The 26412-nt window shown below is 40.5% G+C and carries 20 protein-coding genes; 9 read left to right on the top strand and 11 right to left on the bottom strand.

Annotation, left to right across the window (positions count from 1 at the left end):
- The first annotated feature begins 9 nt into the window (after positions 1-9).
- Positions 10-843 (top strand): STAS domain-containing protein, encoded by an 834-nt coding sequence (locus MKY77_RS09260; RefSeq protein ID WP_339145553.1) that lies wholly within the window; start codon positions 10-12, stop codon positions 841-843.
- A 185-nt stretch (positions 844-1028) separates the two neighbouring features.
- A complete protein-coding gene (locus tag MKY77_RS09255; RefSeq protein WP_339145552.1) occupies positions 1029-1289 on the top strand; it encodes a hypothetical protein in 261 nt (86 codons plus the stop codon).
- Between the two features lie 49 nt (positions 1290-1338).
- Here MKY77_RS09255 and MKY77_RS09250 read toward each other — a convergent pair whose 3' ends face one another.
- From MKY77_RS09250 to MKY77_RS09230, 5 genes are all read right to left on the bottom strand, one after another.
- Positions 1339-1866 (bottom strand): mismatch-specific DNA-glycosylase, encoded by a 528-nt coding sequence (locus MKY77_RS09250; protein WP_339145551.1) that lies wholly within the window; start codon positions 1864-1866, stop codon positions 1339-1341.
- Between the two features lie 257 nt (positions 1867-2123).
- Positions 2124-2450, bottom strand: coding sequence for a cyclic-phosphate processing receiver domain-containing protein (locus MKY77_RS09245; protein WP_339145550.1), 327 nt, complete (start codon positions 2448-2450; stop codon positions 2124-2126).
- A 307-nt stretch (positions 2451-2757) separates the two neighbouring features.
- On the bottom strand, positions 2758-3009 hold the full coding sequence (locus MKY77_RS09240) for a hypothetical protein (RefSeq protein ID WP_342515705.1): 252 nt from the start codon (positions 3007-3009) through the stop codon (positions 2758-2760).
- A gap of 361 nt (positions 3010-3370) precedes the next feature.
- Positions 3371-4084, bottom strand: a complete 714-nt coding sequence (locus tag MKY77_RS09235; RefSeq protein WP_339145548.1) for a TIGR02206 family membrane protein — start codon at positions 4082-4084, stop codon at positions 3371-3373.
- Between the two features lie 47 nt (positions 4085-4131).
- Positions 4132-5106 (bottom strand): S66 peptidase family protein, encoded by a 975-nt coding sequence (locus MKY77_RS09230; RefSeq protein WP_339149774.1) that lies wholly within the window; start codon positions 5104-5106, stop codon positions 4132-4134.
- Positions 5107-5405: 299 nt separating this feature from the next.
- Here MKY77_RS09230 and MKY77_RS09225 point away from each other — a divergent pair, with 299 nt between their 5' ends.
- Complete coding sequence (locus MKY77_RS09225; RefSeq protein ID WP_339145547.1) at positions 5406-6194, top strand: alpha/beta hydrolase; 789 nt, start codon at positions 5406-5408, stop codon at positions 6192-6194.
- A 135-nt stretch (positions 6195-6329) separates the two neighbouring features.
- Here MKY77_RS09225 and rsgA read toward each other — a convergent pair whose 3' ends face one another.
- The 4 genes from rsgA to MKY77_RS09205 all read right to left on the bottom strand — a co-directional run bounded on the left by rsgA (position 6330) and on the right by MKY77_RS09205 (position 18717).
- Positions 6330-7391 (bottom strand): ribosome small subunit-dependent GTPase A, encoded by a 1062-nt coding sequence (rsgA, locus tag MKY77_RS09220; protein ID WP_339145546.1) that lies wholly within the window; start codon positions 7389-7391, stop codon positions 6330-6332.
- A gap of 539 nt (positions 7392-7930) precedes the next feature.
- A complete protein-coding gene (locus tag MKY77_RS09215; RefSeq protein WP_339145545.1) occupies positions 7931-9127 on the bottom strand; it encodes an MFS transporter in 1197 nt (398 codons plus the stop codon).
- 378 nt (positions 9128-9505) lie between these two features.
- Positions 9506-15262: a carboxypeptidase regulatory-like domain-containing protein gene (locus tag MKY77_RS09210; protein WP_342515704.1), complete on the bottom strand. Its 5757-nt coding sequence runs from the start codon at positions 15260-15262 to the stop codon at positions 9506-9508.
- Positions 15202-18717 (bottom strand): S8 family serine peptidase, encoded by a 3516-nt coding sequence (locus MKY77_RS09205; protein WP_342515703.1) that lies wholly within the window; start codon positions 18715-18717, stop codon positions 15202-15204. The genes MKY77_RS09210 and MKY77_RS09205 overlap by 61 nt, the downstream gene beginning before the upstream one ends.
- A gap of 259 nt (positions 18718-18976) precedes the next feature.
- On the opposite strand from MKY77_RS09205, the gene MKY77_RS09200 reads away from it, so the two are divergent.
- The 4 genes from MKY77_RS09200 to MKY77_RS09185 all read left to right on the top strand — a co-directional run bounded on the left by MKY77_RS09200 (position 18977) and on the right by MKY77_RS09185 (position 22745).
- A complete protein-coding gene (locus MKY77_RS09200) occupies positions 18977-20041 on the top strand; it encodes an AbrB family transcriptional regulator (RefSeq protein ID WP_339145543.1) in 1065 nt (354 codons plus the stop codon).
- 77 nt (positions 20042-20118) lie between these two features.
- On the top strand, positions 20119-21150 hold the full coding sequence (locus MKY77_RS09195) for an SDR family oxidoreductase (protein ID WP_339145542.1): 1032 nt from the start codon (positions 20119-20121) through the stop codon (positions 21148-21150).
- Positions 21151-21489: 339 nt separating this feature from the next.
- Positions 21490-22164, top strand: coding sequence for a LysM peptidoglycan-binding domain-containing protein (locus MKY77_RS09190; protein WP_339145541.1), 675 nt, complete (start codon positions 21490-21492; stop codon positions 22162-22164).
- Between the two features lie 65 nt (positions 22165-22229).
- Positions 22230-22745 (top strand): hypothetical protein, encoded by a 516-nt coding sequence (locus MKY77_RS09185; RefSeq protein WP_339145540.1) that lies wholly within the window; start codon positions 22230-22232, stop codon positions 22743-22745.
- Positions 22746-22807: 62 nt separating this feature from the next.
- Here the strand turns inward: MKY77_RS09185 and abc-f are convergent, their stop codons facing one another.
- Positions 22808-24532, bottom strand: a complete 1725-nt coding sequence (gene abc-f, locus MKY77_RS09180; RefSeq protein ID WP_339145539.1) for an ABC-F type ribosomal protection protein — start codon at positions 24530-24532, stop codon at positions 22808-22810.
- A gap of 375 nt (positions 24533-24907) precedes the next feature.
- Entirely contained in the window at positions 24908-25354 is a 447-nt protein-coding gene (locus MKY77_RS09175; protein WP_339145538.1) for an NUDIX hydrolase, read from the bottom strand.
- A gap of 75 nt (positions 25355-25429) precedes the next feature.
- On the opposite strand from MKY77_RS09175, the gene MKY77_RS09170 reads away from it, so the two are divergent.
- Together MKY77_RS09170 and MKY77_RS09165 are read left to right on the top strand one after the other, a co-directional pair.
- Positions 25430-25732 (top strand): hypothetical protein, encoded by a 303-nt coding sequence (locus MKY77_RS09170; protein WP_342515702.1) that lies wholly within the window; start codon positions 25430-25432, stop codon positions 25730-25732.
- A gap of 149 nt (positions 25733-25881) precedes the next feature.
- Positions 25882-26337, top strand: coding sequence for a VOC family protein (locus MKY77_RS09165; RefSeq protein WP_339145536.1), 456 nt, complete (start codon positions 25882-25884; stop codon positions 26335-26337).
- The last annotated feature ends 75 nt before the right edge of the window (positions 26338-26412 follow it).

Raw genomic sequence — 26412 nt, 5'->3', positions numbered from 1 at the left:
GGAATTAATATGCATCGAAAAAGTAAACTACACAGCTTTTTATTGGATAAAGCGAAGATTCTTACCGAAGAATGGTACCAATCAATAGATAAGGCTAATACTAAAGGGGTGTACGCTTCCACAAACCCTGAAGTAATTAATACACTGAAAAAACAAAATTACGAATTCCATCTTCAATTATGTAAATTATTTATTGAGGACGAGGAAAAGTTTTTTAGGGATTTTGAAGAATGGATCCACTCTATTGCAAAAGATGAACAACATTTAAATACACCTATTCATCATACTCTGCGCGAATTCTTCCGGGTCCGTGGTCAATACCTTACCTTTATTTCTGAATTTGTAGAATTACACCAAGAAGAAAAAGAAAATGAATTGAAATGGAACCACATGATTACACTTGCGTTTGATAAAGTTGTGCTCAAGTTTGTCGAAGAGAATCAAAGATATTCAGAAGAGCGCTTGCAGGCCCAGCAAGATATGATCAAGGAATTAAGTTCACCTGTCATTGCACTTGATAATAATCGGGCACTTTTACCATTAGTGGGAGACATTGATACAGGTAGGGCCAGATTCATTCTGGAGAATACATTGGAACAGTGTGGCGAAAAAGGAATCAATCATTTGTATATTGATCTGTCGGGTGTTGTCATCATTGATACACTAGTTGCTGATCAGATCTTCAATCTAATAAAAGCCTTGAACCTGATCGGTGTCAAAACGACCCTTTCTGGTATCAGACCTGAAATTGCCCAGACCACAGTTCAATTGGGTATTTCTTTTAATGATATTTCCATCAAACCTACACTGGCAGGAGCATTAACTCTGCCACCTTCACATTGACCCAGCCTTGAAAAGGCGGGTTTTTGTTTTCCTTTCTATAAATATATTATCTCGTAATTTATAATATTGTGTTTAAATTCTCCTTATAACGAGAATTTAAACAGTATATATATCTAGTTTTCAGATTTTAAATGATATATGTAAAACTAAGAGGAGTTTCCTTCTTACTAAAAGGAGTGGAAAACATGGAGAAGGTACTGAATGAAATACTTTTAGAGTTAAAAGAAATAAAAGAAGCCCAACTGGCATTTCACAAGCAGCAGGAAGTTTTCAAACATGATTGTGAAGACCTTAAGAAGGATGTTACCCACTTAAAGGATGGACAACAGGAGAAAAATACATTAATTAAACATACGCTTACTCTTCAAATTGAAAATATGTTAGAAATAAGAAACTCGTTAAGATCATTGGAAAAAGAACATGATCATTCTGTGACTCCTAAATAAAGAATATTCAGTAGGAAACACTTCACCCTGTATGGGAGGAAGTGTTTTTCTAATACACCCCATGGGAGGAAAGCCTATTTTTCAAGGCATTTAATTCCCTGTATATGCGCAGGATTTCTTCTTTTTTCATCCTAACAAGTCCGCTGGATGATGGTGCCACAAAATCGATGGTCCCTTCCACCATTGATTTCTCTTGTCTTCCCCATTCCAATTCCCTGAGCCCGCTATATTCCTGATACACCCCTTTCCCGACAAAACAAACGATTTTAGGCTGAAAGAATTTGATTTTATTTTTCAACTCTACTCTTCCTTTTTGATATTCCTCTTTTGTAATATCCACTGCCCCAACCGTCGGCCGAGAAACGATATTAGTCAAACCGTATTTAAGCTCAGGTAACTTAAAATCCTCTGTCGGTGCATATTTCCTAGGAGTTATTCCCGCTTCAAAAAGGATGCTCCAAAACCTGTTAGTTGGATTTGCATAATGATGACCGGTTTCACCAGAACGGATACTCGGATTGAAACCTACAAAAAGAATATCCAGGTTATGTCCAATATGATCATGTATGGTTTCCATTTTGGCTCACCTCACTTTTCCCTTCTACCATTTTATCAACATTAATGAAAAAGACCAAACGGATTTGTTCCGTCCAGCCTTTTCATTTCTTTCTATATAAGACGGATAATTTTACATCTGCATGGAACTACACGACTATTTAAATCTTTTACAAGTGTTTGATTTTTAACTCTAGGTGAAAGATCCGATTTGTTTCAAGAAGTACGAATCCTTTTGCGGTAATAGGATGGAAATGAGCGAAGTTGCAGAGGTAACGCTTAGAAAAGCGGAAGTGGTCTTAGTAATACTTTAATGTTGGGTGGCATTTTCAGATCTTCTTGCGCTTGCTTTAAATAACGATACATTGCTTTACTACCAACCGAGTTTGCGGAATGAATCGTAATTCTATCCGCATACAGCTCGTTCTCCACCATTTTATGAACGAGCAGCAGACCATTTCGATGTTTGTTCAACAGATCGTGGTCCAAAGAGAGATGCTCAATTGCATGGCTCTCTAACAAGGTGAGGCATTGGTCTATGTCCTCTACGAGTATATAACCTTTAGGACATGTTCGACTATCATCAAGAAATACATTGATTTTCAAGATGACACCTCCAAATATTAGACTTGGCTATATTGTAACATATATCTGTTACTAATTTTTTCCTAGATGCTTTATACTTTATCACTAAACTCTTTCATGCCAGGCCATACAGTCATAAGTATAGGAATAATGTACCAATTTTTTAGCATTTCTTTTATCATAAAGGCAAGGTTTGTATGTAAGTAGAAGAGATTCTTCTACTCGGTTTATAGACAAAGTTATATATTCTTCAAGGTATGCTATAACCTTGTTAATCGTAGTAGAAGACGCGCAGACTTTTTCATCGTGCGATGTATCGCTATCGTCTTTACGGTTTTTTAAATTCAGGAAAATCGAATACCCATTTCATCCAAAAGGACTGCAGTCTATTTTGAAGCCTGTCATATTCGTGGTATTCTTTATTATATTGTTGTCTGAACGAATAAGGCACTTCCCCTTGGGCCTCTTTTTTTAGGTATTCCTCCTCCAGAATCTCCAGCTTTTCTATTTTAATTTGAATACTGTTGTAGCTCAATACCGAGAACACGCCATAGAACATCGCCAAAATGATTCCATACATTAACAAAAATTTTCTGAAGCTCCCCACACTGACTCTCCCCTTCGCTTTTCTACATAGTATGACGAAAAGCGGGAATGTGACAGGACTATTACAAAATAACCTTTCTGTAATAATATGGTTTGCAACTTTATTAGGATGTGGATAGAATGATTGTAAATGACTGTGTTGGAGGGTTATTGCTTAGATGGGAATTTTTATTGATATTTTAATTGTTGTTGTTTTTTCTCTGATCTTTTTCGGGGTATATAAATACGTGATGAAGACAATAAGAAAGTATTGAAAAACCGCTCGGGGTTTAAATTCCGGGCGGTTTTTTGGATATGTAAAATTTCAATTTTAAATTTCGGCTTTTCCCTTCCTTTTAAGATTGTATTTTTTCGCGAATAAAAAAAGGAAGATACAATAGGAAAAAGATGAACAGAACTACTAATTCAAGAGATAAAATATACCAAGGATATGGACCTAAAAAGTCAATCAGGCTTGCATTGGTAGGCTTTTGAGCGAGGAACATGTAGTTTCCTCCCGTAAATCTATTAACAAAAAACACCAAGAAAGCTAAGATATTCAAAGCAGCAAATGCTTTCCAAACGGACTTGAACTTATTATGGAACTTTTCAACCCACAGCATATAAAATACAGCCAGAATAATGGATATGTGAGCAATGAAAAAGTGAAGGAAACGGAAATGGGGAAAGTCATAAAATAATTCCGGAGTTAGCAATGCCTGTAACGCACCTCCAACACCAAGAAAGTACACCACTTCAAACACCCATTTTTGCATTGTCGCAAGCATCCACACACAAAGATATAGACTTATAGAACATAATTGAAACGGTAATGTGTAACGGATATCCCACATGTTTGTGGAAAAGTACCAATAATTCAACCAAATCTCCGAGCCAGCCAGGCCCAAGAAGATTAACCACCTGCCCCCCAACTTCATCCATGCTTTATTCCTGAGTAGAAAGAGGATAAGAGAGAGTGCTAAAGTTACGCATAAACTTACTAAATGGGAAGCTGAAAAAAGGAGCGATCCTTCCATAAACGCTTCCGGATCGGTAAAAGGACTAAACATTTGCACAGCACCTCCTTTAAAAATCTATATACCAGGACATGGATTTGCTAATTCAATGTAATCTTGACTCCATTTTGTTCTACATGTAGTTTCACTTTCCCTCCTATCGGAAAGGTGAACATTGGACTTGTATGACCGAAATCTGCATTCGCCACAACTGGAATATGGGAAAGCTCCCTCTTTGTTTGAATGATGGTTTGAATAAGCTCATTTGATACATTGGATACTTTCTCAAAACGGCCTATTACAATTCCCTTCACATCAGTGAAGCCTGGTTGGTGAATAAGTGATTGAAGGTCACGATCAAAAGTTTTCGGGCTTGTTAATTTATCATCCTCTAAAAATAGAATGGAATCTTCCAAGCTAGGCATAAATTCGGTTCCTTGCAGAAGGTTCAAAGTACAAAGATTTCCACCGATTGCTGTACCTTCACATGCTCCTTCATTTATAACAAGATAGCCCTCATTAGGATAAAACTTTCTACTTTCCTGATCCATGTACCAAGCATCATTGCTCCATTCATGGGATGGGTGAATTTCTATCGTGGTACCTTCATCCATGAATAACTTCTTAAAATAATCCAGCGAATATTCAAACCCCTTTTCCATACCAAATGAGGAGAAATGGATACCTGAATACGTGACTAGCCCGCTTTTGGCATATATAGCATTACTCAATGCGGTAATATCGGAATAACCACAGAAAATCTTTGGGTTGTTCCTAATAAGGTCATAGTCAATATAGGATAATAGTTGATTTGCCTGGTATCCCCCGATTGAAGTCAGTATCGCCTTTACCTTTTCATCCTTGAATGCCTCATGCATATCTTCGATACGGGATTCGATGGATGAGGTCAGTAAACTATTTGTTTCATTGATATGCTTTCCAAATGTTACGTTAAGACCCATTTGTTCTAACCTCTGTGTGGATAGATCTATATTTTCCTGGGAAAGGATAGAATGAGAAGTGGACGGTGCAATCACCCTCACCTCATCCCCCTGCCTAAGCTTAGCTGGTACTATCACTCACTTCACCCTCCTACAAAAACTATTTTCTACCATTCTACCAAACACCCCCACAAAACTGCTATAACTTTCCAAAAACAAGAAGAAAATAAGGAAGTTTTACTAGGATATGAATATTTATGCAGAAAATGAATAAAAGGGGTCAGACCCCTTTTTTCACTCTTCACAAAATAGTAAGAATTTGCAGGTTGAGAAACCTGGTATGGTTTGTGTATACTTGATATTGCAAGTTTTTTTATTGTGTTATTCGGGTATTGATTGTTGATTTGAAATATGCAAGATAAGTGAGGACTATTATGTATTATAAAACGCTTACTCATTCTACATCGAAAGAGTGGATTGTGCTGTTTCATGGATTTGGGGGAAACTCTTCCATTTTTTATAAACAGCTTAAAGCATTCCGCGCTGAATATAATATTCTATTATTAGATCTGCCTGGTCACGGAAAGTCCCCTTACCCTAAAGGTGTTGATCTTTTTGAATATTCCTCTGAGCAGACGATTGGTATTATGAACAAACTGAAAATTGAATCCGCTCACTTTGTTGGCATTTCACTTGGAACCATAATCATGCAGGAAATTGCGCTCCGTAAGCCTTCTGTCATTAAGTCCATGGTACTTGGCGGCGCAACTCCCAAGCTGAAAAAATGGGGGGAGTTTCTTTGCCGACTGTCCGTTTTCTATCCACTGAGAAAAATACTGCCACATATGGTACCTTATCGCATCTTTGCACGCGTACTACTACCTAAGAAAAATCACTCAGATTCTAGAAAAGCTTTCATTAAAGAGGCTTATAAACTTTCCAAAGAAACCTACTTAAGCTGGGTGCTCTCTGGTTTGAACGGTTATACCACTTACGATCGATTAAAATCAATAAAGAATAAAATTCCAAAGCTATACATTTCCGGTTCTGAAGACCATATGTTTCTAAGCAATACGAGCGAATATGTCAAACAGGAAGAGAATTCTACATTAGAAGTAATTGAAAAATGTGGGCATGTTTGCAACATCGAAGAAAGTGACATTTTCAATGATCTTGCAGTCTCTTTCATGAAACGAGTCGATAAAATTAGAATTACCGCTTAAAAAGCTAGAGGGTAACTCCCCTTTGGCTTTTTAAGTTATTCGTTGGTTATATCCATTATTGAATATAAAAATATAAACACTAGTAAACAAGAAAAAACCACAAGGCATCACACTCACACCTTGTGGCTTCCTTCCTTATTTCTTCTTCCCACCGCGTACTCCAGAGGTGATTTTCTTCCACTTCTCTTTTTCTGCAAGTTGAGCACGTTTATCATTTTTTCTTTCCAAGAATGCAAGTTCTCGCTGCAATTTTACATAACTTTGGTATCTAGAAGCTTCCAACGTACCTTCCTCAATCGCCCCTTGAACTGCACACTTAGGTTCATTGGCATGCTTACAATCTCTGAAATAACATTTCTCTGCAAGCTCTTCGATATCCTGGAAACTATGACTGATCGCGCCATCCGCTTCCCATAATTGAAGCTCCCTCATACCAGGAGTATCCAGCACAAGACCACCAGTAGGCAACATATACAACTCCCGATATGTCGTAGTATGTTTCCCTTTATCATCATCACTACGAACTTCTTGAATAAGTTGCTTCTCTTCACCAAGCAGATAATTCGTCAACGTGGATTTCCCCGCTCCTGATGAACCAAGTAATGCCACTGTTTTTCCTTCAGCAAAGTATGAGGCCAGTTCCTCTAATCCCGTCTCTTCCTTCACACTTACCGCATGAATTGGAACACCAAAAGCAACTGCTTCCATCTCGGCGATTTTTACAGGAACGTCTTCACACAAATCCGATTTCGTCAGTACAACCACCGGATTCGAACCACTTTCCCATGCCATCACTAGATATCTCTCCAAACGTCTTGGGTTAAAATCATAGTTTAAGGATTGCACAAGAAAAATGGTATCCACATTTGCTGCCACGATCTGTTCTTCAGTCACTAGACCAGCCGCTTTTCTTGAGAATTTACTAAATCTAGGTAACAAAGCATGAATGGTTGCTTTGCCTTCTTCCTTACGTTCACTTAAAACAACCCAATCCCCAACAGCCGGGTAATCCTCTCGTGATGTTGCTTCAAACCGGTATTTCCCTGATACTTCCGCTAGGCACTCACCTAAGTCCGTTTCTACTCTATACAACCTTTTATGCTCCAGCATCACCCTACCCACTGTATATCCTTGCTCTTCATATTCAACAAATGCATTATTTAAAAATTCATTCCAACCTAATTGATTTCTTTTCAATGTGTTTTCCTCCTAATGGAAAGTAGATATTTTTTGACAAAACAAAAAGACCGTTCGCACGGTCTTTTGCATTAACATTTATAAACCATGAGACGTTACGACACAGCCCCATGGAAATCTAAATTCTCATCAGAAAGATAACAGATTCGTTTAACGATTTCTATGCAAGGGCTGTGCTTCATTATTTAATTGATTGGCATTTGCGACAATTAACTTTTTCATAAAACATCCCTCGCTTCCATTCGTTTTTTATTACATTGATAATAATATGGTATTTTTATCTAAAAGTAAATAGGCTATCTGAATTTTCTTAATGCTATTTTCGAAAACTTTGTTGCTTTTACGTACTTTTAATCCACCGTTATATGCCTTACTGTCGAGCTCTTTTCCCTCCAATACTAAATATGCTACGTGCCTATTTAGAGAGTAAGTAAGCAATGAAAAGTCCAATTGCCGACTTTTTCTGTAAAAAGTCCAATTGCCGACTTTTTACTAGCAAAGAGCAACAATCTTTGAGAAAAGAGCGTTCTTAAAAGGAGTTAATTCGCTTCCACTTGGGCCAATCTTTTCTTTTGTTTCGATTGCCATGTAAAAGATACAAGGATTGTTACACTTAAAACTAATAGTCCTAGAACAAAAGGATAAATGATATTAACGTCATAAAGTATCCCTGCAAGCGTCGGACCTAATACATTTCCAATACTCATATATGCATTGTTCATTCCCATAGCAAATCCTTGCTCATTACCTGCCAGTTTAGAAATCAGTGTATTGATGACAGGCCTTAAGATAGAGGTTGCCAAGAAGATAATTAAGGTGATTCCAAAGAAAACACCATAGCTTGAAGCAAATAACGAAACCAAAAATCCGATCGCAGCCACGCATAGGAAGATATTCAATACATTGCCTTCCCCAATGGCGCGCACAATTCGATCTACTACAAAGAGCTGCACGATTACACTGATTATACCAGTAGCTGTAATCATTACGGCAATCTCTTGAGGGGTTGCTCCAAACTGATTATCAATGAATAATCCCAGGACAGACTCATAAGCCATCAATCCAAAACTCATCACAAGCGTGATTATAAGAGGTATAAAATAAGGTTTGTTAACCGATAGTGCCAGCTTTTTGAGCATCGGCTCCGGATTTTCTTCCTGTGCCAACACTGTCTCCTTCTCCCTGCTTTCTTTTAACACAAGGATGGAGAAAATAGTTGCCACAAGCGAAATCAAAGCGGATACCAATAACGGAGTTTTTAATCCGAAGTCAGCTAAAAAACCGCCAATTCCAGGCCCAATTACAATACCCAATGACATGGCAGCGGAAATGTAACTGTTTCCCTTTGCACGCTGTTCCATCGTGGTGATATCCGCCACATAAGCAAAAAGGGCAGGGATTAAAAGCGCTGCTCCTATACCACCAATAACACGGGAAAAGTAAAGCATCCATACAGAATCAAATCCATAAAATACAAACATGGACAAGGTCAAACCAGCTAATCCGAGAATAATCATAATACGTCGTCCATATTGATCGGCCCATTTTCCAGCCAATGGTGACATGACAAACTGTGCACCGGCAAATATGGCAATCATTAACCCAGCAGCCAACCCGCCTTCCCCGATGGAATCCAGATATGCTGGGAGAATAGGTATGATTATGCCGAAACTACCTACTGCAATAAACATATTTATCATTAGGATAATCATTTTCTTACGTTGTTCAGGTGCCATTATATCACTTCTTCCTGTTATTTATTTCGTGCCGCTTACTAAATCAACTTTAGTATTTTATGACTTTTAGAGTCCGGTGTCAATGGAAGAAGCTTTATAAAGTTTGGCTGTATCTTTTAGATTGTTGGGACTGGCTAATATAAGTTTGTTTTTTTTTGCAGTCACCCGCTTATCCTAAGAGCGTTGCTTGAACCCGTCACAACGCAACACTCGGTTTCTATCTCAAGTCTATAGATACCTCCCGCTCAAGGGGAGCGAGTTTCCACTTAAATCCATAATTGTATAATTATTTCCAACATCAAACTTTGAGGAAACAGCAAAGTTTAAACCGGGAACATCTAATAAAAGATGCTCCCGGCTTAAAAACAACAATTAAGATTACTCCACTTCTTCCTTTTTGGTTTCATCCATTGGTTTCACTGGCTGCTCTGGCACCCTGTGCTCTCTCGGATTCCCAATAGGCTTACCAATAACTATCACTTGAAGCGTGTCACTCCACTCAGACAATCCACCTTCATTTTCTGCTTGTGCGACCAGGAAAGTGCTACCATTTTTCAATGGTAACTCTGCACTAAATGTGCCTTCCTTTGATGCATCCACAGAAGCAATTATAGTTTTCTCCCCATCTTTCTCTTGATAAATATGGACAGTTGATAACGGTTCAGCAATCCCCTTGACCAGTACAGGTTTATCACCGGTTTGGATTCTCTTCTCTTCCCATTCCGGCGCCCCCGGCGGCTCCACAGACTCTTCTTCTCTTTCCGCTTCCATTGCAAAGCGCAGTGCCTGGACATAAACTTGTTTCCCATCTTCTGTCCACCCTTTATCAGGTCCTATCATATTCGTTGCAGCGAAACTAGATAACAATAGATGCATGTGTTTTTTACCTTTAAATTCATAGGCAATGGCGGTACCATTGTCTTCACCATTCACATACATATTACTAAGCTTCTCACCCGGATATTCCTTAAACGTGGCATAAGGACTTTGTTCAACATGAATGTCGATCAAGCCGGCCTCATCCGGTTCAATACCATTATAAATTGGATGGCCCTCTTGAACCTTCAGACTTACTGCACTCTCCTTGTACCCCTGTTGATCTAATACCGGATAACCGGAAATTTTCGAATACAGAGGTATGGATCCATCTCCCCAAGTGCCTGCAAACACAAGACTAACTTCAAATTCTTCCGATTTCTCTAGCAAAGCATTCATTTGTGCTTCTGTCCCCTTAGATGTATTAACTACCACTAACTTGTAATGTTCTATTTCGTCCACTATTGTCCAATCTCTTGCTTCTGCATACAATCCTTCTCCATTCAAGAAGTTGGTTAGCGATTCGTTCCAATCTCCTAACACTGCTACCTCGATAGCAGATAGCACTAAAGTAATAGCTGTATCGTCTCCTTCAAGAAGTACCTTTTCTGTTGAATTCATATAGCCTGCCAAGGTTACCGTCACTACATATTCCCCATCCAATAGGTCAGTAAAGACTGCGGCTCCCTCTTCATTTGTCATCAATTCGTCTTCTAAGTCTGAAAAATCTGAGGATGTTAACTTTACTTTCGCTCCTTTGATTGCCTCTCCTTCTTGATTAGTTACTTCCACAGAAATAGAGGAACCTTCTATTTTTTCAAGCTCAAAGTCTGCAACAATTTCTTCTCCCAGCTCAGATAACTGGATCTCTTGTATTTGCTCCAGATAACCCCTGGCACTTGCCTTTATCTCATAGGTGCCAGTACCAACTCCGAGTTTATATTGCCCGGAACTATTGGTTGTGGTTTCCATTCCCAACGAATCAATGACAACTTTTGCATTCGGGATAGCTTCACCATCAGCAGAGCGTACTGTTCCTGTCACCTCTCCAAGACTTGCTGAGATTGCCCAATCTACTGCATTGAAGTACAATTCTTTAGCATCCTCTGTCCATTTTAAATCAGGATGACCATACGTTCCTGCATGAAGTCCGGACAACAATACATGTACAGAGTTTGCGGTTCGGTATTCGTAGCCGATCCCGCTACCTAGCAGCCCTCTTTCAGGGTGATGCAGTGTCCCGATGGTTGTACCGCTGTATCCCTCATACACAGCATACTGAACGCTGTTGGTTCCATTTTGCAAAATGCTAATCCTATCAGACGTAAAGCCATCAAAGATTGGGTGATTTTGATCTACCGCTACCTGTACTTCCCCAGGCACATAGTTTTGTCCCACAGACTCTGGATTTCTGAAAACCGACGATAGTTCCCGAACGGTCCCATTGCTCATCTGTGAAGGAAAAATCATGCTGACCTGATTAGCGTCCGCCAATTCAATAAAGGATCTGAATTGTTCATTGTTCATACTTGAATGCTTGTCATTGAAGATTATTAACGCATAATCCGAAATATTATCAATTAAATTGTTCATCGAAGAGTTTAAATGCAATTCTGTATCATAGCCTCTTTGTTCCAATAAGCTCACTATTCTTCCGCCATTTACTGCCGTCCCAACGACCCCGATTTTTTCAGATTCATCTAAATGGAAGGTAAGCTCGTTGACTCCATCCTCTTCCACAACAACATTGTTTTGTAGGGCAGGTGCAAAGCCTGGAGCAGTCACCCTTACACTGTAAGATCCAACTGGTACAACCGCTTCAAAAACACCCTCCGAATCTGTTATCCCCGATACAGGTGTTTCCAAAATAGTTATTGTCGCTCCCTCCACAACAGCTCCTGACTGTCCATCCTTCACGATAGTTTTGATTACTCCGGATTGGTCCGTCATTATTTCAAAGGTTTCTTCCAACTTTCCACCATTTTCAATTACAATCGGAAACTCTTGTGCAAGATGACCAAAAGCCTCCACCTTCATGGTGTAAGATCCTGCAGGTAGCCCAAGGTAAAACTCTCCCTGCTGATTGGTGGATATAGTCTTACCTGTTTCTAAGACAGTTACAGTTGCTTGAACCTCCATTTCTTTTTCATTGACTATCTTGCCATTCAATTCACCTACTAATGATTCACGATTATCCAAGATCCATGTTAAGGTGTTGTTAAAAATACGTTCTCGATGTTCATCAAAATATTGCGGCAGACCTGGGTGATATGGGTGACCAAATGTGAAATTTGCCAATAATACTTCCACTGAATGGTTGGTTCTCCCTTTGTACCCAATCATTTCTCCAATTCTATCCCCCGATGCTGTAGTCAGTTTAGCGATGGTTTCTCCATCGTACTCATCAAAGGCGTAAAAATAGTTGGAGCCGTTGGATACAGGGAATAATTCATTCATAGGTACCCCTGCCACTATTGGATGCTCCTCGTAAACCAATCCTTGAATCCCTGCTTGACTTCCTCCAATTGCAACACCAGGATTACTGTCATAGGTGTTCATGAATCGGATGCCACCTCTTCCTGCATGTTGCCCCGTCCATATAACAGACGTTTCTGTGCTATCCAAGACCTCTTGAAATGCTTTAAATTCAGCAGCTGTCGGAATTTTATTATTATCATAGTCAGAGTTTGCAATGACCAAATCCACATCTTCTATCATATCTAAATCTGAATAATCCATATCAACAACGTTATATCCCTTTTCCTCTAGATACTGTTTCATCGTTACCGCTCCTGAAGAAGTCGAGTCGACAATAATACCAATTGTAGGAGAAGGTTTTAAGGAAATGTTTACATTCATCTCTCCATTTTCCTCTACCACCACACTCACTTCTTTATTAACAAAGCCTTCTTTCGTCAAAAGAAGTTGATAGGTGCCTGGCATTATCTTATTTATACGGAAGGAACCTTGGGTGTTGGTTATTGCCTCTCGAGGAACATTAAGGGCATCCACTTGAACGCCTTCCAGCGCATTCCCATTCGACTCATTCTCCACCACTCCGCTAATTGTCCCTACTCTATCGTCCACTTGGAGGGAAAGTGCAAGTGGTTCACTGCTTGAATCTACTCTTACTGATTTACTCAAGGATTCATAGCCGAATGCTTCTATTGTGATGTCATAATCTCCATCAACCATGGCAATACTGAATGCTCCAGTTTCTGGATCTGTTTCAGCTGAGAAAGCTTCTCCTTCTACCGAAACTGTCCCTTTTATTGGTTCTCCCTCTTCATCCATCAATGTTCCGAATATGGTTTGAAATTCTGCATAGGCTGCCCAAAGTACGGCATTCACCAAGAAATCCTTTCCTTGCGGTGTATAGTGATCCTTATGTCTGAATGTACCAAATCCATGACCACTTACCAGTAGCTCAATATTTCCTGATGTTCTTGGTTTAAAGGCAACCGCGGGTCCGTGTACGCTATCATTTCCTTCGTGTTTAATGGAAGCGAGGGTGTAGCCGGTATACCCATCAAACGTTGCAATCCTTCCACCAGAGGGTATCGTCATTTCGAGAAAATCGCCATTTTCCGCACCTTTGAATAGGGGGTGATTTTCCATTACCACATATCCTGCCGACTTGGTTGTATCTGTTATGGTCCTTCTAGAAGTTGGATCCTCACGCAAAGCTACGAGCCGCGCAATGGCAGCAGTACTCCCGTTGTTGTCACCAAAAATAACACTTGTTCCTGCCTGATCCGCTTGTTTCATTAAAGAATTGAATAGAGTTAACGGTAAGTCAGAGTTAGATGCTTCATTAATAAATAAAACATCATAATTTTTGATTTCTTCCATTACATTCGTAAAAGTAAGCGGAGTGACAGGTATTCCGGCATCTCCCATTAACGATTGAAAATTGCGTGAGCTAAAACTGTAATCTTTTAGAACCGCAACCCTGGGTGTCGCAAAAAGTTCCACATTTACATCACCTTGAACTCTGCCGACTTCCATTCTTTGGGTTGATTTTATATAACCTTCTTTTTCAACCTGAAGGGTATATGTTCCATATTCCAATCCTGTAAATTCAAATCTTCCATTAGCGGAAGTCTCCCTTTCTACTACCACTTCGTCGTCTTTAACCATTTTCACAACCGCTTCCGCTATCGGTTGTTTGCTCATTCCGTCTGTTATGACACCCGACACTTTATCACCATTAGAAGATGTCAGAACAACTTGGATTTCTAGAGGGTTTCCATGTTCAATGACGACTTGTTCTGTTTGGGTGGCAAATCCACTTGCCCTGACCTCAATCGTGAATTCCCCTTCATCGTGGAACAATTCGAAAGCTTCTTGTTCCCCCTCCGTCTTCGTGGAGATATTGGTTTCCACAATTCCCACTTCTGCTTTTACAGGGTTTCCATCAAGGTCGACAACCGTGCCCGTCACTTTGCCAAATTCCGCATCATGCAAATAACGCAAACCATTGAAAAGTATAGCCTGCATATCTGGAAGCCAACCTTGCAGCGGAGAAATCCATGGTGATGCCCCGTGATTAGCCAGTAACAGATGGGCGGCATTTTCCGAAACAGCCTTATAAGATATCCCCGTTCCTTTCGTTCCTTGCGTGGTACTTCCGATGCTTGCAAGATGGCGCCCTGAGTGCTGGTTGAACCAAGCGAAATCTCCTGTTCTTGTAAATAAGGTAATTCTATCGCCTTTGCTAAACCCGTTCAGTATTGGATGCTCTTCATCCACCTGTAAACGAACTTGCCCCATACCGTTATAGTGGGCAATCTCCTTTGGATCCAGATTATACTCTGTAAGCTGACGGATGGACCCGTAGCCTGACCCCCAAGAATCGGCAAACACCAGGTTCACTTCATGTTGTTCCGCTTTATCCACCAATTCATTGAACAATATAGCATCCGGTCTCCATCCGCCGGTACCATATGCCCCATTCAGATAGATGGTTTTATAACGATCAATATCATCGACAATATCCCAGTCTCTTTCTTCCGCAAAAAATCCGTTTGAGTTTAATAGGGAGGTGACTTCCCCTTCCCAATCATTTAATACCGCTATATCAAATGGCTGCATATTTACTTCAATCGAATTTACTGAGTCCGGCTCAATTGTTATCGTATCCGTCCATTCTTTAAAACCGTTCAACTTAAGTTCAACCTCATAACTGCCTTCATATATCCCATCAAATTGCAAATAACCGTTATCGTCGGTAGTACTTGTCAAAGGAGTATCTTTTACTACCACTTCCACCCCGCTGAGATTTTCACCTGTTCGTTCATCTTTAACGGATAGCTCCAAACCGCCTGATTCGGCTTCAGATAGAGTAAAATTCTTGACCTGTTTGTAGCCTGAAACGAATGTAACTTTTTCTGTGATTTGTTTTTTCCATAATAACTTACCTTTAATGTGAATTCTCCAGGTTGATGCTTAAAACTGTAACTGCCATCATTGAAAATATCTCCTTCTTCCTCGGTTTCCAATACAGAGATTTTCGCTGAAAGCCCTTCTCCGTTCTCACCCAAAATGTCCCCTTCTAATGTCCCCGGGGACTGAAAGCTAACAATCCCATTGCGATGCGGTACCACGACATTTCCAGGAAGTATGAGGCTTCCGGATGTACTATAGTCGGGTAAGGAGAAGTCTTTCAATACTGAACCTGAATACACATCAAGTGCCTGCAACATCCCGCTTGTCCCAGAGAATAAAAGTACACCGTTTGCACTTACAGCTCCATTATGAAGCGCAGTTCCGACACTACGATTGCTCCAGACTTCTTCGCCGGTGGTTTTATTAAATGCACGCAAGATCGACATAGAGGACGACCCCACCATTACCAGATTTTCATAAATGATAGGAGAACCAGCCTGGGAATCCCCAACTCCTGCCACTTGCCACACTATTTCACCTGTATTCCCATTTATCGCAAGGAGAGATCCTGCACCATTGCCAAAGTTGGAGGTTTGTACATAAACAGTCCCCTCATGATAGACGGGTCTTGACGCGAAGCCTTCCTGTGAGATCTGCTTACTCCAAACTTCTGCTCCATCTGTAATCTGCAACGCTCTTATTGTACGGTTTTCATAAGAACCTATATATACAAGCTGATCCCCTATCGCACCGCCAAAGAAGGAAGAACCTCCGAGCGATGAAGACCATAATTCCTTACCATCTCTTGCATCCAACGCATACACACTTGCGTTATCTGTCAGCCCTGAACTGACAATAAGTGTCCCATCTTTATAGAGAGGAGATTCATAGATTGCCGGCTGACCAATGGATTTACTCCATTTAATATTTCCATTTAATATATTTAAAGCATAAATTGTTCCATCCTGTCCTCCTGAAAGATAGACAGTCTCATCCACAATTGTTGGAGTTGATCGATTGCTGCTACCAAGCCGTATACTCCAGATCTCATCTCCGCTTCTTGCATCCAATGCCGTCACCCATCCCCTGTCTGTGGTGAATACTACATATTTCTTTGAGGCGGATGGACTTGCAAAAAGAATCTGCCCTTTTGTACCATTCAAATATTCCCATTGCTGGCTCAATTCATTACTATCAATGGCATTTGCTGACACTGCATTTCTATCATGACGGCTGTTGGCGGTGGTCCACTCACGAGAGTAGGTCGACGAATACGACTCCACTTCGATTGTCAGTTCCAATTTGCCTGTAACTTCTATTTGTTTGCTGACTCCTTTAAAGCCTTCACCAGTGACAACAAGTTCATACTCTCCTTCTGGTATATTGCTAAGCTTGAAGTTCCCAGATGCATCCCCCCTGGTGTTGATGGGGGTCCCTTTTAGTGAGATATAGGGATGTGCTGCTTCGGCCTGTGTCTCTTTATCTACCACTTTTCCTTTTAATTCATATCGATCAGATGACTCTAAGCTCCAGGAAACGGAGGTCGATTCTCCTTTTTTGATGACGACTTCCACTTCAAACGGCTTATAACCAAATGCCTTAACAATGACTTTATGTTTTCCTTCTCTTACAGATAATTCAAATGGGCCTTCCGCAACTTCCACACTGATTTCTTGTGTAGGAATCTCAATTTTGATTGGCACATCGTTTCCATCCTCAGTCTGGACAGTACCTTTTAGCTGGCCTGCATAAGCAGTTTCTGTAACAGCCTGGTAGATGTTAATGATACCTTCCCCATAAAGGTCATTAGGCAAAGTGCCCATATGCTGTTCCTGTCTTGCGGTGTCAGCAAGGAGGTCTTTCATATCCTGGATGGATAGATTCGGATTTGCTTGTAACAAAAGAGCTATCGCTCCGGCAACATGAGGTGTTGCCATGGAAGTTCCGCTTATCGTATTGTACTTCCCTTGGCCTCTTACTCCTGGCCAAGCTGAATAAACTTGATGTCCGGGAGCAGTCACGTTCGGCTTTAAAAGCCGTTGTTGATTCCCCTCCTCATCTATCCAATATACTGGGCCCCGACTTGAGAATGATGCAACTTGATCGTTGCTATCCGTAGCTCCGATTGTAAATGACTCTGGAAAACTTCCCGGTGAACCAACTGTTTGTGCCCCTGGCCCCTCATTTCCAGCAGCGAAAAGAGGGAAAATCCCCGCTGCCACCCATGCCTGAACATCTTCATAGAACTCCTTATTAAAAGTATTGGGATTCCCCCAAGAGTTGTTTACGATATGAGGGGCTTTGGATGGGTCCCCCCCAGGAGCCATAAACCATTCGAATGCACGATGTATACCGGAAATGGTAGCAGACCCACCATCAGTAAATATTTTTGCAGCGATCCATTCTGCCTCAGGTGCCACCCCGATCGGTTCACCATCCCCTCCGCCGACTGCCGTACCGGCAACATGCGTACCATGTCCATAACCATCTTGAGGTGTGCTGTAATTCTGTCCGGAAACATCGATCCAAGAATATTGGTGGTTTCCATCCCTCCCACGATAGTTATGAGCGAGTGCTTCGTGTGTACCATCCACACCTGAGTCCATGATTCCAATGACAATTCCTTCCCCTTTTAGGCCATACTCCCCCCAAACATTTGTAGCTTTTATTTTTTCAAGTCCCCATTCAGGAAGTCTTGGCTTCGTGCCTTCCGTCGTGATTTCTGGAGCTTCAATAACCCGGTCTAATGTAATTCTATCAACATCTTGTTGACTTTTTAGTTCTTCCAAGCCATCCTTGTCCACAGTCAAGGTTAGCCCGTTAATAATCCAAAGTGACTCAACATTTGATGCCATCCCCTTTTTCTCAAGGGTTGAAATGGACGATATAATACCTTTTTGATTTTCACTTGCATGCTTTTGAAGATTATCTGTCACCAACTTCACACGGTCTTCATGCGACATTTTACCAGTTGCATTCATCATAGCCTTTTTAGGCTCTGCCTTGTCCTTCAGACGTACAATAATATCCACTGTTTTCTTTTCTTTCAATTCTTCCACGATTGCCGTTTCAACTTTTTCTATATCTGTAATATCTCCTACCTCATTTTCTTGGAGTAAACTTGGTGGGTCCCATTCAAGACCCAAAAGGACATTCAATAGCTCCCCTCTTTCCAGTTCTATATCCTCCACTTTATTCATTTGTTCCTGGTATTCCATTTCCCTCTCTTTTTCCAGTTCAATATCTTGACTTTGACTATCATTTACATTTTCATCATTTGCTGAAGCAACATATGGCAACACACTATTAGACAATAAAATTAAAATAAACAGAATCGGAACAAAGCGTTTCCAATCCCCTATCTTCCCTTTTTTCCCCCTTTTCATCCCTACACCCCCATCGTATGATTCGTTATACTAAATACACGAAAAATCGACTTATACCTGTTAATCATTTTACTTTTTTTACATTTTCGACTAATTTGATTAATTAGCCCCAAAGTTGCTGTCGAATCAATCTATCAATCTACTCAAAGTAAAATGTCGAAATCCCCCCGCTAGGTAGTTAGTAGTTAATTAGAAACCTCCTACCCTTCTCCTTGAAATATGTTACAATTGCTTTATTCAAATAAAGGAGTCTTTAGATATGCGAAATAAACCTATATTCGGATTAATGGAAGCTTATGTCATCGGCGGTCTAGGTGGATATGTATTTTACCTCGGTAACCTACCTCTGCCATGGGTTCTAGGGGCATTAACTTCCATCCTGCTGTATCAAGGTATTTTCAAGCGTCAGGTTTATTGTCCAGACCCCTTGAAACAGAGTGGATTTTTAATTCTTGGCTTATTTTTTGGACTTTATTTCACAAAAGATACATTATTGACGGTGGCACCATACATATTTCCTTATGTGCTATCAACCATCGCATTGATTGCTGTAAGCATCATTAATAGCGTGCTTGTTACAAAATGGATATCTGTTGACAAGATTACAAGTGTGTTCGGTTCCATACCAGGTGGATTGTCGGAGATGGTGATTGCAAGTGAATCGTTAAACGCGAAGAGTTCCTTAGTGGTAATTTTCCAGACTGTTCGTTTGTTGACCGTTCTGTTCATGGTTCCATTTGTAGTACTTCATATTTTTTCAGTGAGTGGATCTGGCCCTGCTTCTGCTACTTCCATCGGCAGTGCCTACGAATTTGGTGGCTGGCAGTATGTATGGTTCATTCCTGCAGCAGTTGCAGGAATCTTCCTAAGAAATAAAATCCCAGCAGGCATTGTCATCGTACCACTGGCGCTAACTGCATTCTTTAATATTAGTCTAGTAGAGATGGCGACTCTTCCTCCCTTATTATTGATAGCAGCACAAATAACAGTTGGCATAGGGATGGGAAAAGGGATATCATTTGGGGATTTGAAACTTGGAGGCAAATATTGCTTTGTTTATTTTGGCTTGACCATCACGTTAATCCTGGTTTCCTTTGGACTTGGGATGATTTTGGCAGCTATGACCAGCTTAAATTTGCCGACTGCCATCTTGAGTGTCGCACCAGGGGGACTGATTGAAATGGTGCTTACAGCAACTTCGGTTGGAGGGGATCCAGCAGTCGTGAGCTCACTCCAATTAGTGAGGCTTTTATTTATCATTATTGTTGTTCCACCCTTACTGAAATGGTATTTTGGGAGAAATCTAGAATCCAGAAATGCTTGAGCCGATTTCAGAAAAAGGATTATTGGTTGGTGAGATAGAATATCTATTATAGTTTATTAAATCTTGGAGGCCTACATATGAAAATATTAGTGATTGGTGGTACACGGTTTTTAGGCAGGTTCATTGTAGAAGAGGCGTTAGTTCAAGGACATGAAGTGACCTTGTTCAATCGTGGCAATCATCCAGATTTGTTCCCACAAGTGGAATGTATTGTAGGAGACCGCAACAAAGATCTTTCTCTTCTCGAAACAGGTAAATGGGATGTAGCAATTGATACTTGCGGTTTTACCCCAAAAGCCTTAAGGGAATCAACAAGAGTGTTGGCGGATAAAGTCGACCATTATACCTTCATTTCAAGCATTTCTGTTTACAAAGACTGGATTCCATCTAACCTCACAGAGGACTATCCCGTACAGTCCCTGACAGCCAAGGAAATAGATGAAATCGGTTATGGTACGCAGGAACAAATCAATGCCCATTATGGTGCATTGAAGGCAGAGAGTGAATGTGCCGCGGAGGAAAACATGCCTGACAAGGTTTTGCATGTCCGTTCTGGCCTTCTAGTTGGTCCATACGATTATTCAGATCGTTTTTCCTACTGGGTTAATCGTATTGCTGATGGCGGTGAGATACTCGCACCTGGCCGGAAAGAAAGAACAATACAATTTATAGATGCAAGGGACATGGCTCTTTGGATTCTTAAAATGGCGGATGAGAAGGTGACCGGCACCTTTAATGTGACCGGACCGACAACACCGCTCACGATGGAGGATTTTCTGACTACCTGCAAAAAGGTGACTGGTTCGGAAGTGGATTTTGTATGGGCGGAGGAAGGCTTTTTATTGGAACAACATGTTGCACCTTGGACAGAAATGCCCCTATGGATTCCAGAAGAACATCCACTCGTGGAAGGCAATGAACCATGGCGAGGTGCAGGTTCCATAAGTATTGAAAAGGCTGTTCAGCACCGCCTGGAAGTACGTTCCGTAGAAGAGACGGTGAAAGATGTACTCCATTGGGAGACCTCAAGGAAAGAGGAAGAACGGAAGGCCGGCATTCACCGAGAAAAAGAACAACAGGTATTGGATGCTTGGAAAACGAGAAAATAGATTATTTGGTAAGAATCTGTGAGAAAAAATCACAGATTCTTTTTTTCTAAAAGCTCTGTTAATGCTGTTGATTTTTGCAGTAACCTAGCTGTTGATTGGAGCATTAGGCGAAGACTCCTGCGGGGGGATAGAGACATTCTTGAGACCCCGCAGGGCGTAGCGCGAGGAGGCTCAAGGTCGCCCCCTGGATAAGCGAAGCCTAGTGCGGAAATCAACAGCGGGGTTTAACAGAGCCTTGCTAAAAAAATGGGCTTACTTATTTTTCATGTACAAGCGACAAATTCCCTCCAACTACGTCAAAGTAAGTGTAATCAAATTTTCTACATTGGAGTGTTCAACATGAAAAAACATCAAAGAGCCGTACTTGCATTGGCTATTACACTTGGACTTTCGGGTGCACTTGGTTTCTCCTCCTATGAACCTGCTTTTGCTGCAAGTACAAATGAGGTTATCACCATCAAGAAAGGGGATACGCTATACAGTCTTTCAAAGAAACATGATGTATCTATTAGCGAGCTGAAGAAGATGAATAATCTGACAAGCTCCAAAATCATTGCAGGAGAAAAACTCATTATAAGAGAAATAACAGATATCTTTGTGAAAAAAGGGGATACCCTTTATTCCCTTGCAAAAACTCACGGAACCACTGTAAAGGAGTTAAAAGAATGGAATCTGTTAACATATGACAATATTTATACTGGGCAAAAACTTTTAGTAAAGGCACCTGTGATTATCGAGGTCAAGAAAGGAGATACTCTTTACTCTTTAGCCAGAAAAGCTGACACTTCCGTAGAGCAACTGAAGGACTGGAACAACCTTACAACAGACACCATAAAAATCGGTCAACAACTCTACCTCTCCCCTTCACCGGAAAGCTTCTCCATCACAGTAAAAAAAGGGGATACCTTGTATTCCTTATCTAAAAAATACGGCACAACAGTTGGTGCATTAAAAGAACTTAATAAACTTAGCTCGGACACTATTTATTCAGGACAGAAATTGAGGCTCAACTAATTTATTTTTGAAACCATCCTCATTATTAATCGTATGAATAGATAAAGATAAAGGAGGGACAGCAAATGAACAAGACTGTCTATTTTTCAGATAATTTCTTCTCGTCTGGAGAAACGGAGATATTTAATGAGGATCAAAAGATTATTGGAAAATTAGATTTAAGGAGTGCTTTTTCTGCTGCTGTGGATATCAAAACTCCGGACGGAAAAATCATTATAAGTGGAAGTTTCGGTTTTTTCTCGAACAAATGGTACGTAAAAGATCATGAGGAAAAAGAGATAGGAGAGCTGCGCGAACGGTTCGCCTTCCTCAAATCCATCTATGAATACAAAGCACACGGCCGAGGAATTTATCGCTTGGAAAGCCCTGCCTTTTCAAGGGAATATACACTATTTGATGAGAACGATGAACTGGCTGCAGAATTCAAAAGAACCGAGAGCTTCTTTGAGGCAGCGGCCTTTGAATTATCCGATTACACCGCGGATTTAGAGACGGAAGAGTTGGTAGCAGTTGTGATGGGAATGAACGCCATTCAGAAAAGAAGACGCTCACAAAACAGTTCTGGTTCTGCAGCAACATGATGAAATAAGAAAAGAGGCTGTCATTAGGAAATTTCGAACCTAATGGCAGCCTCTTCATTTATTCAGGCTAATTCTCTTTTTAATTGCATTAACTTGAGTAACTCATCATCCATGTCAGAATATTCCTTACTGTCCTTATTTACCATAGTGATTTTCCCCAATAATTCGGTAATCTTTGCCTCCAATATCGCAATCTGTTCCCTTGTTTCTTTTTCAGAAGATGACACCTGCTTCTTTTTACTCTCTTCGTACTCCTGTAGACCTGTTTCCACTCGTTTGATTCTTTTATTTTCAATCACCAGCAACTTGTCGCAAAGTTTTTCAATGAAATACCGGTCATGGGAGATGACCATGACCGTTCCAGTGAACGTAGACAAGGTAGCCTCCATCTGTTCTCTGCTCGGTAAGTCCAGATGATTCGTCGGTTCGTCCAGTATTAAGACATCATATTCCTGCATGATCATGTGAACCAATTTGACTCTAGTTTTTTCACCAAGGCTTAAGGTATTAAGTGGCTTTGTGAGCTTTTCCTCATGCATCCCCATATTCGCAAAAATCGTGCGGGCTTTGGAAACACGTTCCCACCCAATAAGATCTATATATTCCATTGCATTTTGATCCAAAGGCATGTCACTGACTTCCTGACTCAAATAGGCAATTTTCAGGGAAGCACTTTTCCACAGGGAGCCTTTTGTAATTGATTCCTGTTCCAATAGCATTTTAATAAAAGTGGTTTTCCCTGCTCCATTTTCACCAATTAACCCAATTCTCTCTCCATGCTTCACGTAAAAATGGCTTTTTTCAAACAGCAGTCGTTCCGCAAATTGCTTTGTTAGCCCTTTCGCTTCCAGTATTCTTTTTCCTCTTTTTCCATCCGTTTCAAACTCAAATTTGACCTGGACTTCTTCCTTCGGCTTTTCCACTTTATGTTTGGAGAGTTCAAGCTCCAGCCTTTTTGTCTTTGATTTAATTTGATTATCCTTTTTCTTCGCTTTTACCCGCTCGAATTCCTTTAAGCCCATCTGTTTACGCTCACCTGGGTTATCCCTCTTTCCTGCTTCCCTATGCGCTTTTTCTGACCACTGCTTCAAGTTGGCAACTTGATCTTCAATCATTTTTATCTTTCTTTGTTGCTTCCCATAATCACGCGTTTGTTGATCGAGACGGCGCTGTTTCTCTTGGCGATACGCTGTATAATTACCTTCATACTCCATTAGCTTGCAGTCCTCTATTTCATAAATCTTAGAAACCGTTTTATCTAAGAAATATCTGTCATGGGAAATGATGATGGCTGCACCGTTAAACTTCTGTAATTCTGACACCAACCAGTTAACACCTTTCATATCCATATGATTGGTCGGCTCATCCAGACAAAGAAGTTGCGGAGATTGTGTCCAAATTTTCGCCAAAGCCACCTTAAGCCTCTCGCCTCCGCTTAAGGTGTCAAAGAAGTCTTCACCTCCTGTGATGAAACGGTTCACCCCCAACTCACTGGCCGTTCGCAGTAGGCTTTTACCTTCCTCGATCATTTCTTCTTCTGTCCTTATCGTGTAATCAGTACTCTGTGGGAGATAGCCAATTCTTAATGTAGTAGGGAGTTTCTTAATACTTCCAGAATCTGGTTCGATCGCCCCCATCAATAACTTCATCAAGGTCGTTTTCCCTGCACCGTTCCAACCGACCAACCCTATCTTTTCCCCATTTCTTATATCAAAAGATATCTCCTTCAAAATATCCCGTTCTCCGAAACTCTTATTCACTTGTTTCACTTGTAATATCATTGTCATACATATGCACCTCATCATTAATGTTTTATTGTTTATATATGAGCAGCCATAGTATCAATCATCACAAAAAACCTCCCCAGAATCCTGGAGAGGTTTGAACGAAAAGTCGATTGCATATGCAAACAAGGCCTATTCTACAAGTAAGTATCACAAAATAAAACTATTCCAAAAAGGATAGCGAAGCGACTTTCTTCCGATACTTATGGCAGGTAAAAATGGGCAGACTAATCCAATTCTCCAGGTTCCTCATTTTATCAATCACATGAGTTCACTCCTAAAAAATAGATTAATTCCACATCGCACCTTGTACCTTCCTTTTCTCGTATAGTCTTGCACTATTAGTATATTTTCCCTTTTACATATTGTCAATCCTAATTATAAACAATGCTTTTGGAAGTATTTCCTTGTTTCCTCGTGAGCAAGCTTTCTTAGAACCTCTTCTTTTTTGAAATAACCGATCTCACTAATCTCGTCATCCTGCGGTCTCCAGTCTTTGTTCTCACCTATATATTCAACAAGAAACATGGTTGTCTCTTGGGAATGAAATCCCACCCTTTCTGCAACATGTTGTGGAAATTTAAAGCTTATTCTTTCTTCCAATTCCTTTTTCACAAAAAACGACTTCATTCCCGTCTCTTCCTCAAGTTCCCTTATGATAGCTTTCTCAAGTGAAGGATCCTCTTCCTCCACCCCCCCTTTTATAAAATCCCATTCACCATCAATTTCTTTTTTACCTTCTGTAGTATGTATTTTTGTTTTCAGTATTAACACATAATCCTCATCAATCGTTACGATTGCACCAACGGCTTTCCTGACTTTCATAAGCGACCCCCTGTCCGATTTCTGAATCTTTTCTCCGTTTTATGATATACTATACATATAGAAACAGAAACCATCATGACGGAGGTTATGCAAGACATGGAATATCTTTTTCCAGTGATTGCGCTATTCTTGCTTGGTATGCTTGTTTTTTCAGGTGGCGGTTTAATGGCATACCTGAACAAAAAAGTTCATTTTGTCAGTGTAATTCTGACAATGGTCAGTTTTGGTATCTTATATAGTTTAATTGCAAAAATCACCGACCTATTGCCCACCGTTATTACTATGTCCACCGTACTCTCCCTGTTAGGAATATGGGTTGTTAACAACTATCGTTCTGTCAAAATGGATTCAAAAAAACTGGATAAACAAACCCCATAATATATTGTAACAATAGCACATAACCCTAACAGGTTATGTGTTTTTTTCCGTCTAAAGTTGTATCTAATCTTCCCACTTATTCAGGAGGTTAAGTGTAAAAATTCCTATTACAATAAAAGTAGTTAATAAATATCAGGAGGTAACTTTCCATGAAAAACGCGGAATTATATGAAACGCATGTGAAAACGGTAAATTTGGAGTCGGCGGTAGCATTTTATAAAAATCTGGGGTTAGAGCTTGCTTACTTTTTAGAGGAGCGAAGAGTGGCATTTTTCTTTTTAGGTGATTCAGAAAAAAAACAGCAGATGCTGGGAGTGTGGGAGGTCAAGGAGCATGAATTTGTCCGTTCACATTTTGCTTTTAAGGTGACACTCGAACAATTACGAAACGTGCCTCAGTTTCTAGATGAAAAAGGTATTGCGCTTTCTCCGAGCTTTGGATTGGACGCAAGCGAACCCGTTGTCCACGCATGGATGCCTGCTGCCTGCTATTACTTCTCAGACCCTGATGGAAATAACTTGGAGTATCTTGCCGTTCTCGACGAGGAGCCTAAACCTGAACTCGGAGTCCTACACTTGAGCGAGTGGGAAAAAACAAGAATCTAACTTTCAGATTTTGTCCTGCTAGGAGATGTTGGTGAACAAACAAGCATATCCCTTTAAAAAGCAGTATTTTTTCAT

The sequence above is a fragment of the Sutcliffiella sp. FSL R7-0096 genome (genome assembly GCF_038595065.1).
Lineage (GTDB): Bacteria > Bacillota > Bacilli > Bacillales > Bacillaceae_I > Sutcliffiella_A.
The sequence above is the reverse complement of the archived record's forward strand: the minus strand, read 5'-3'. Positions and strand labels throughout refer to the sequence as shown.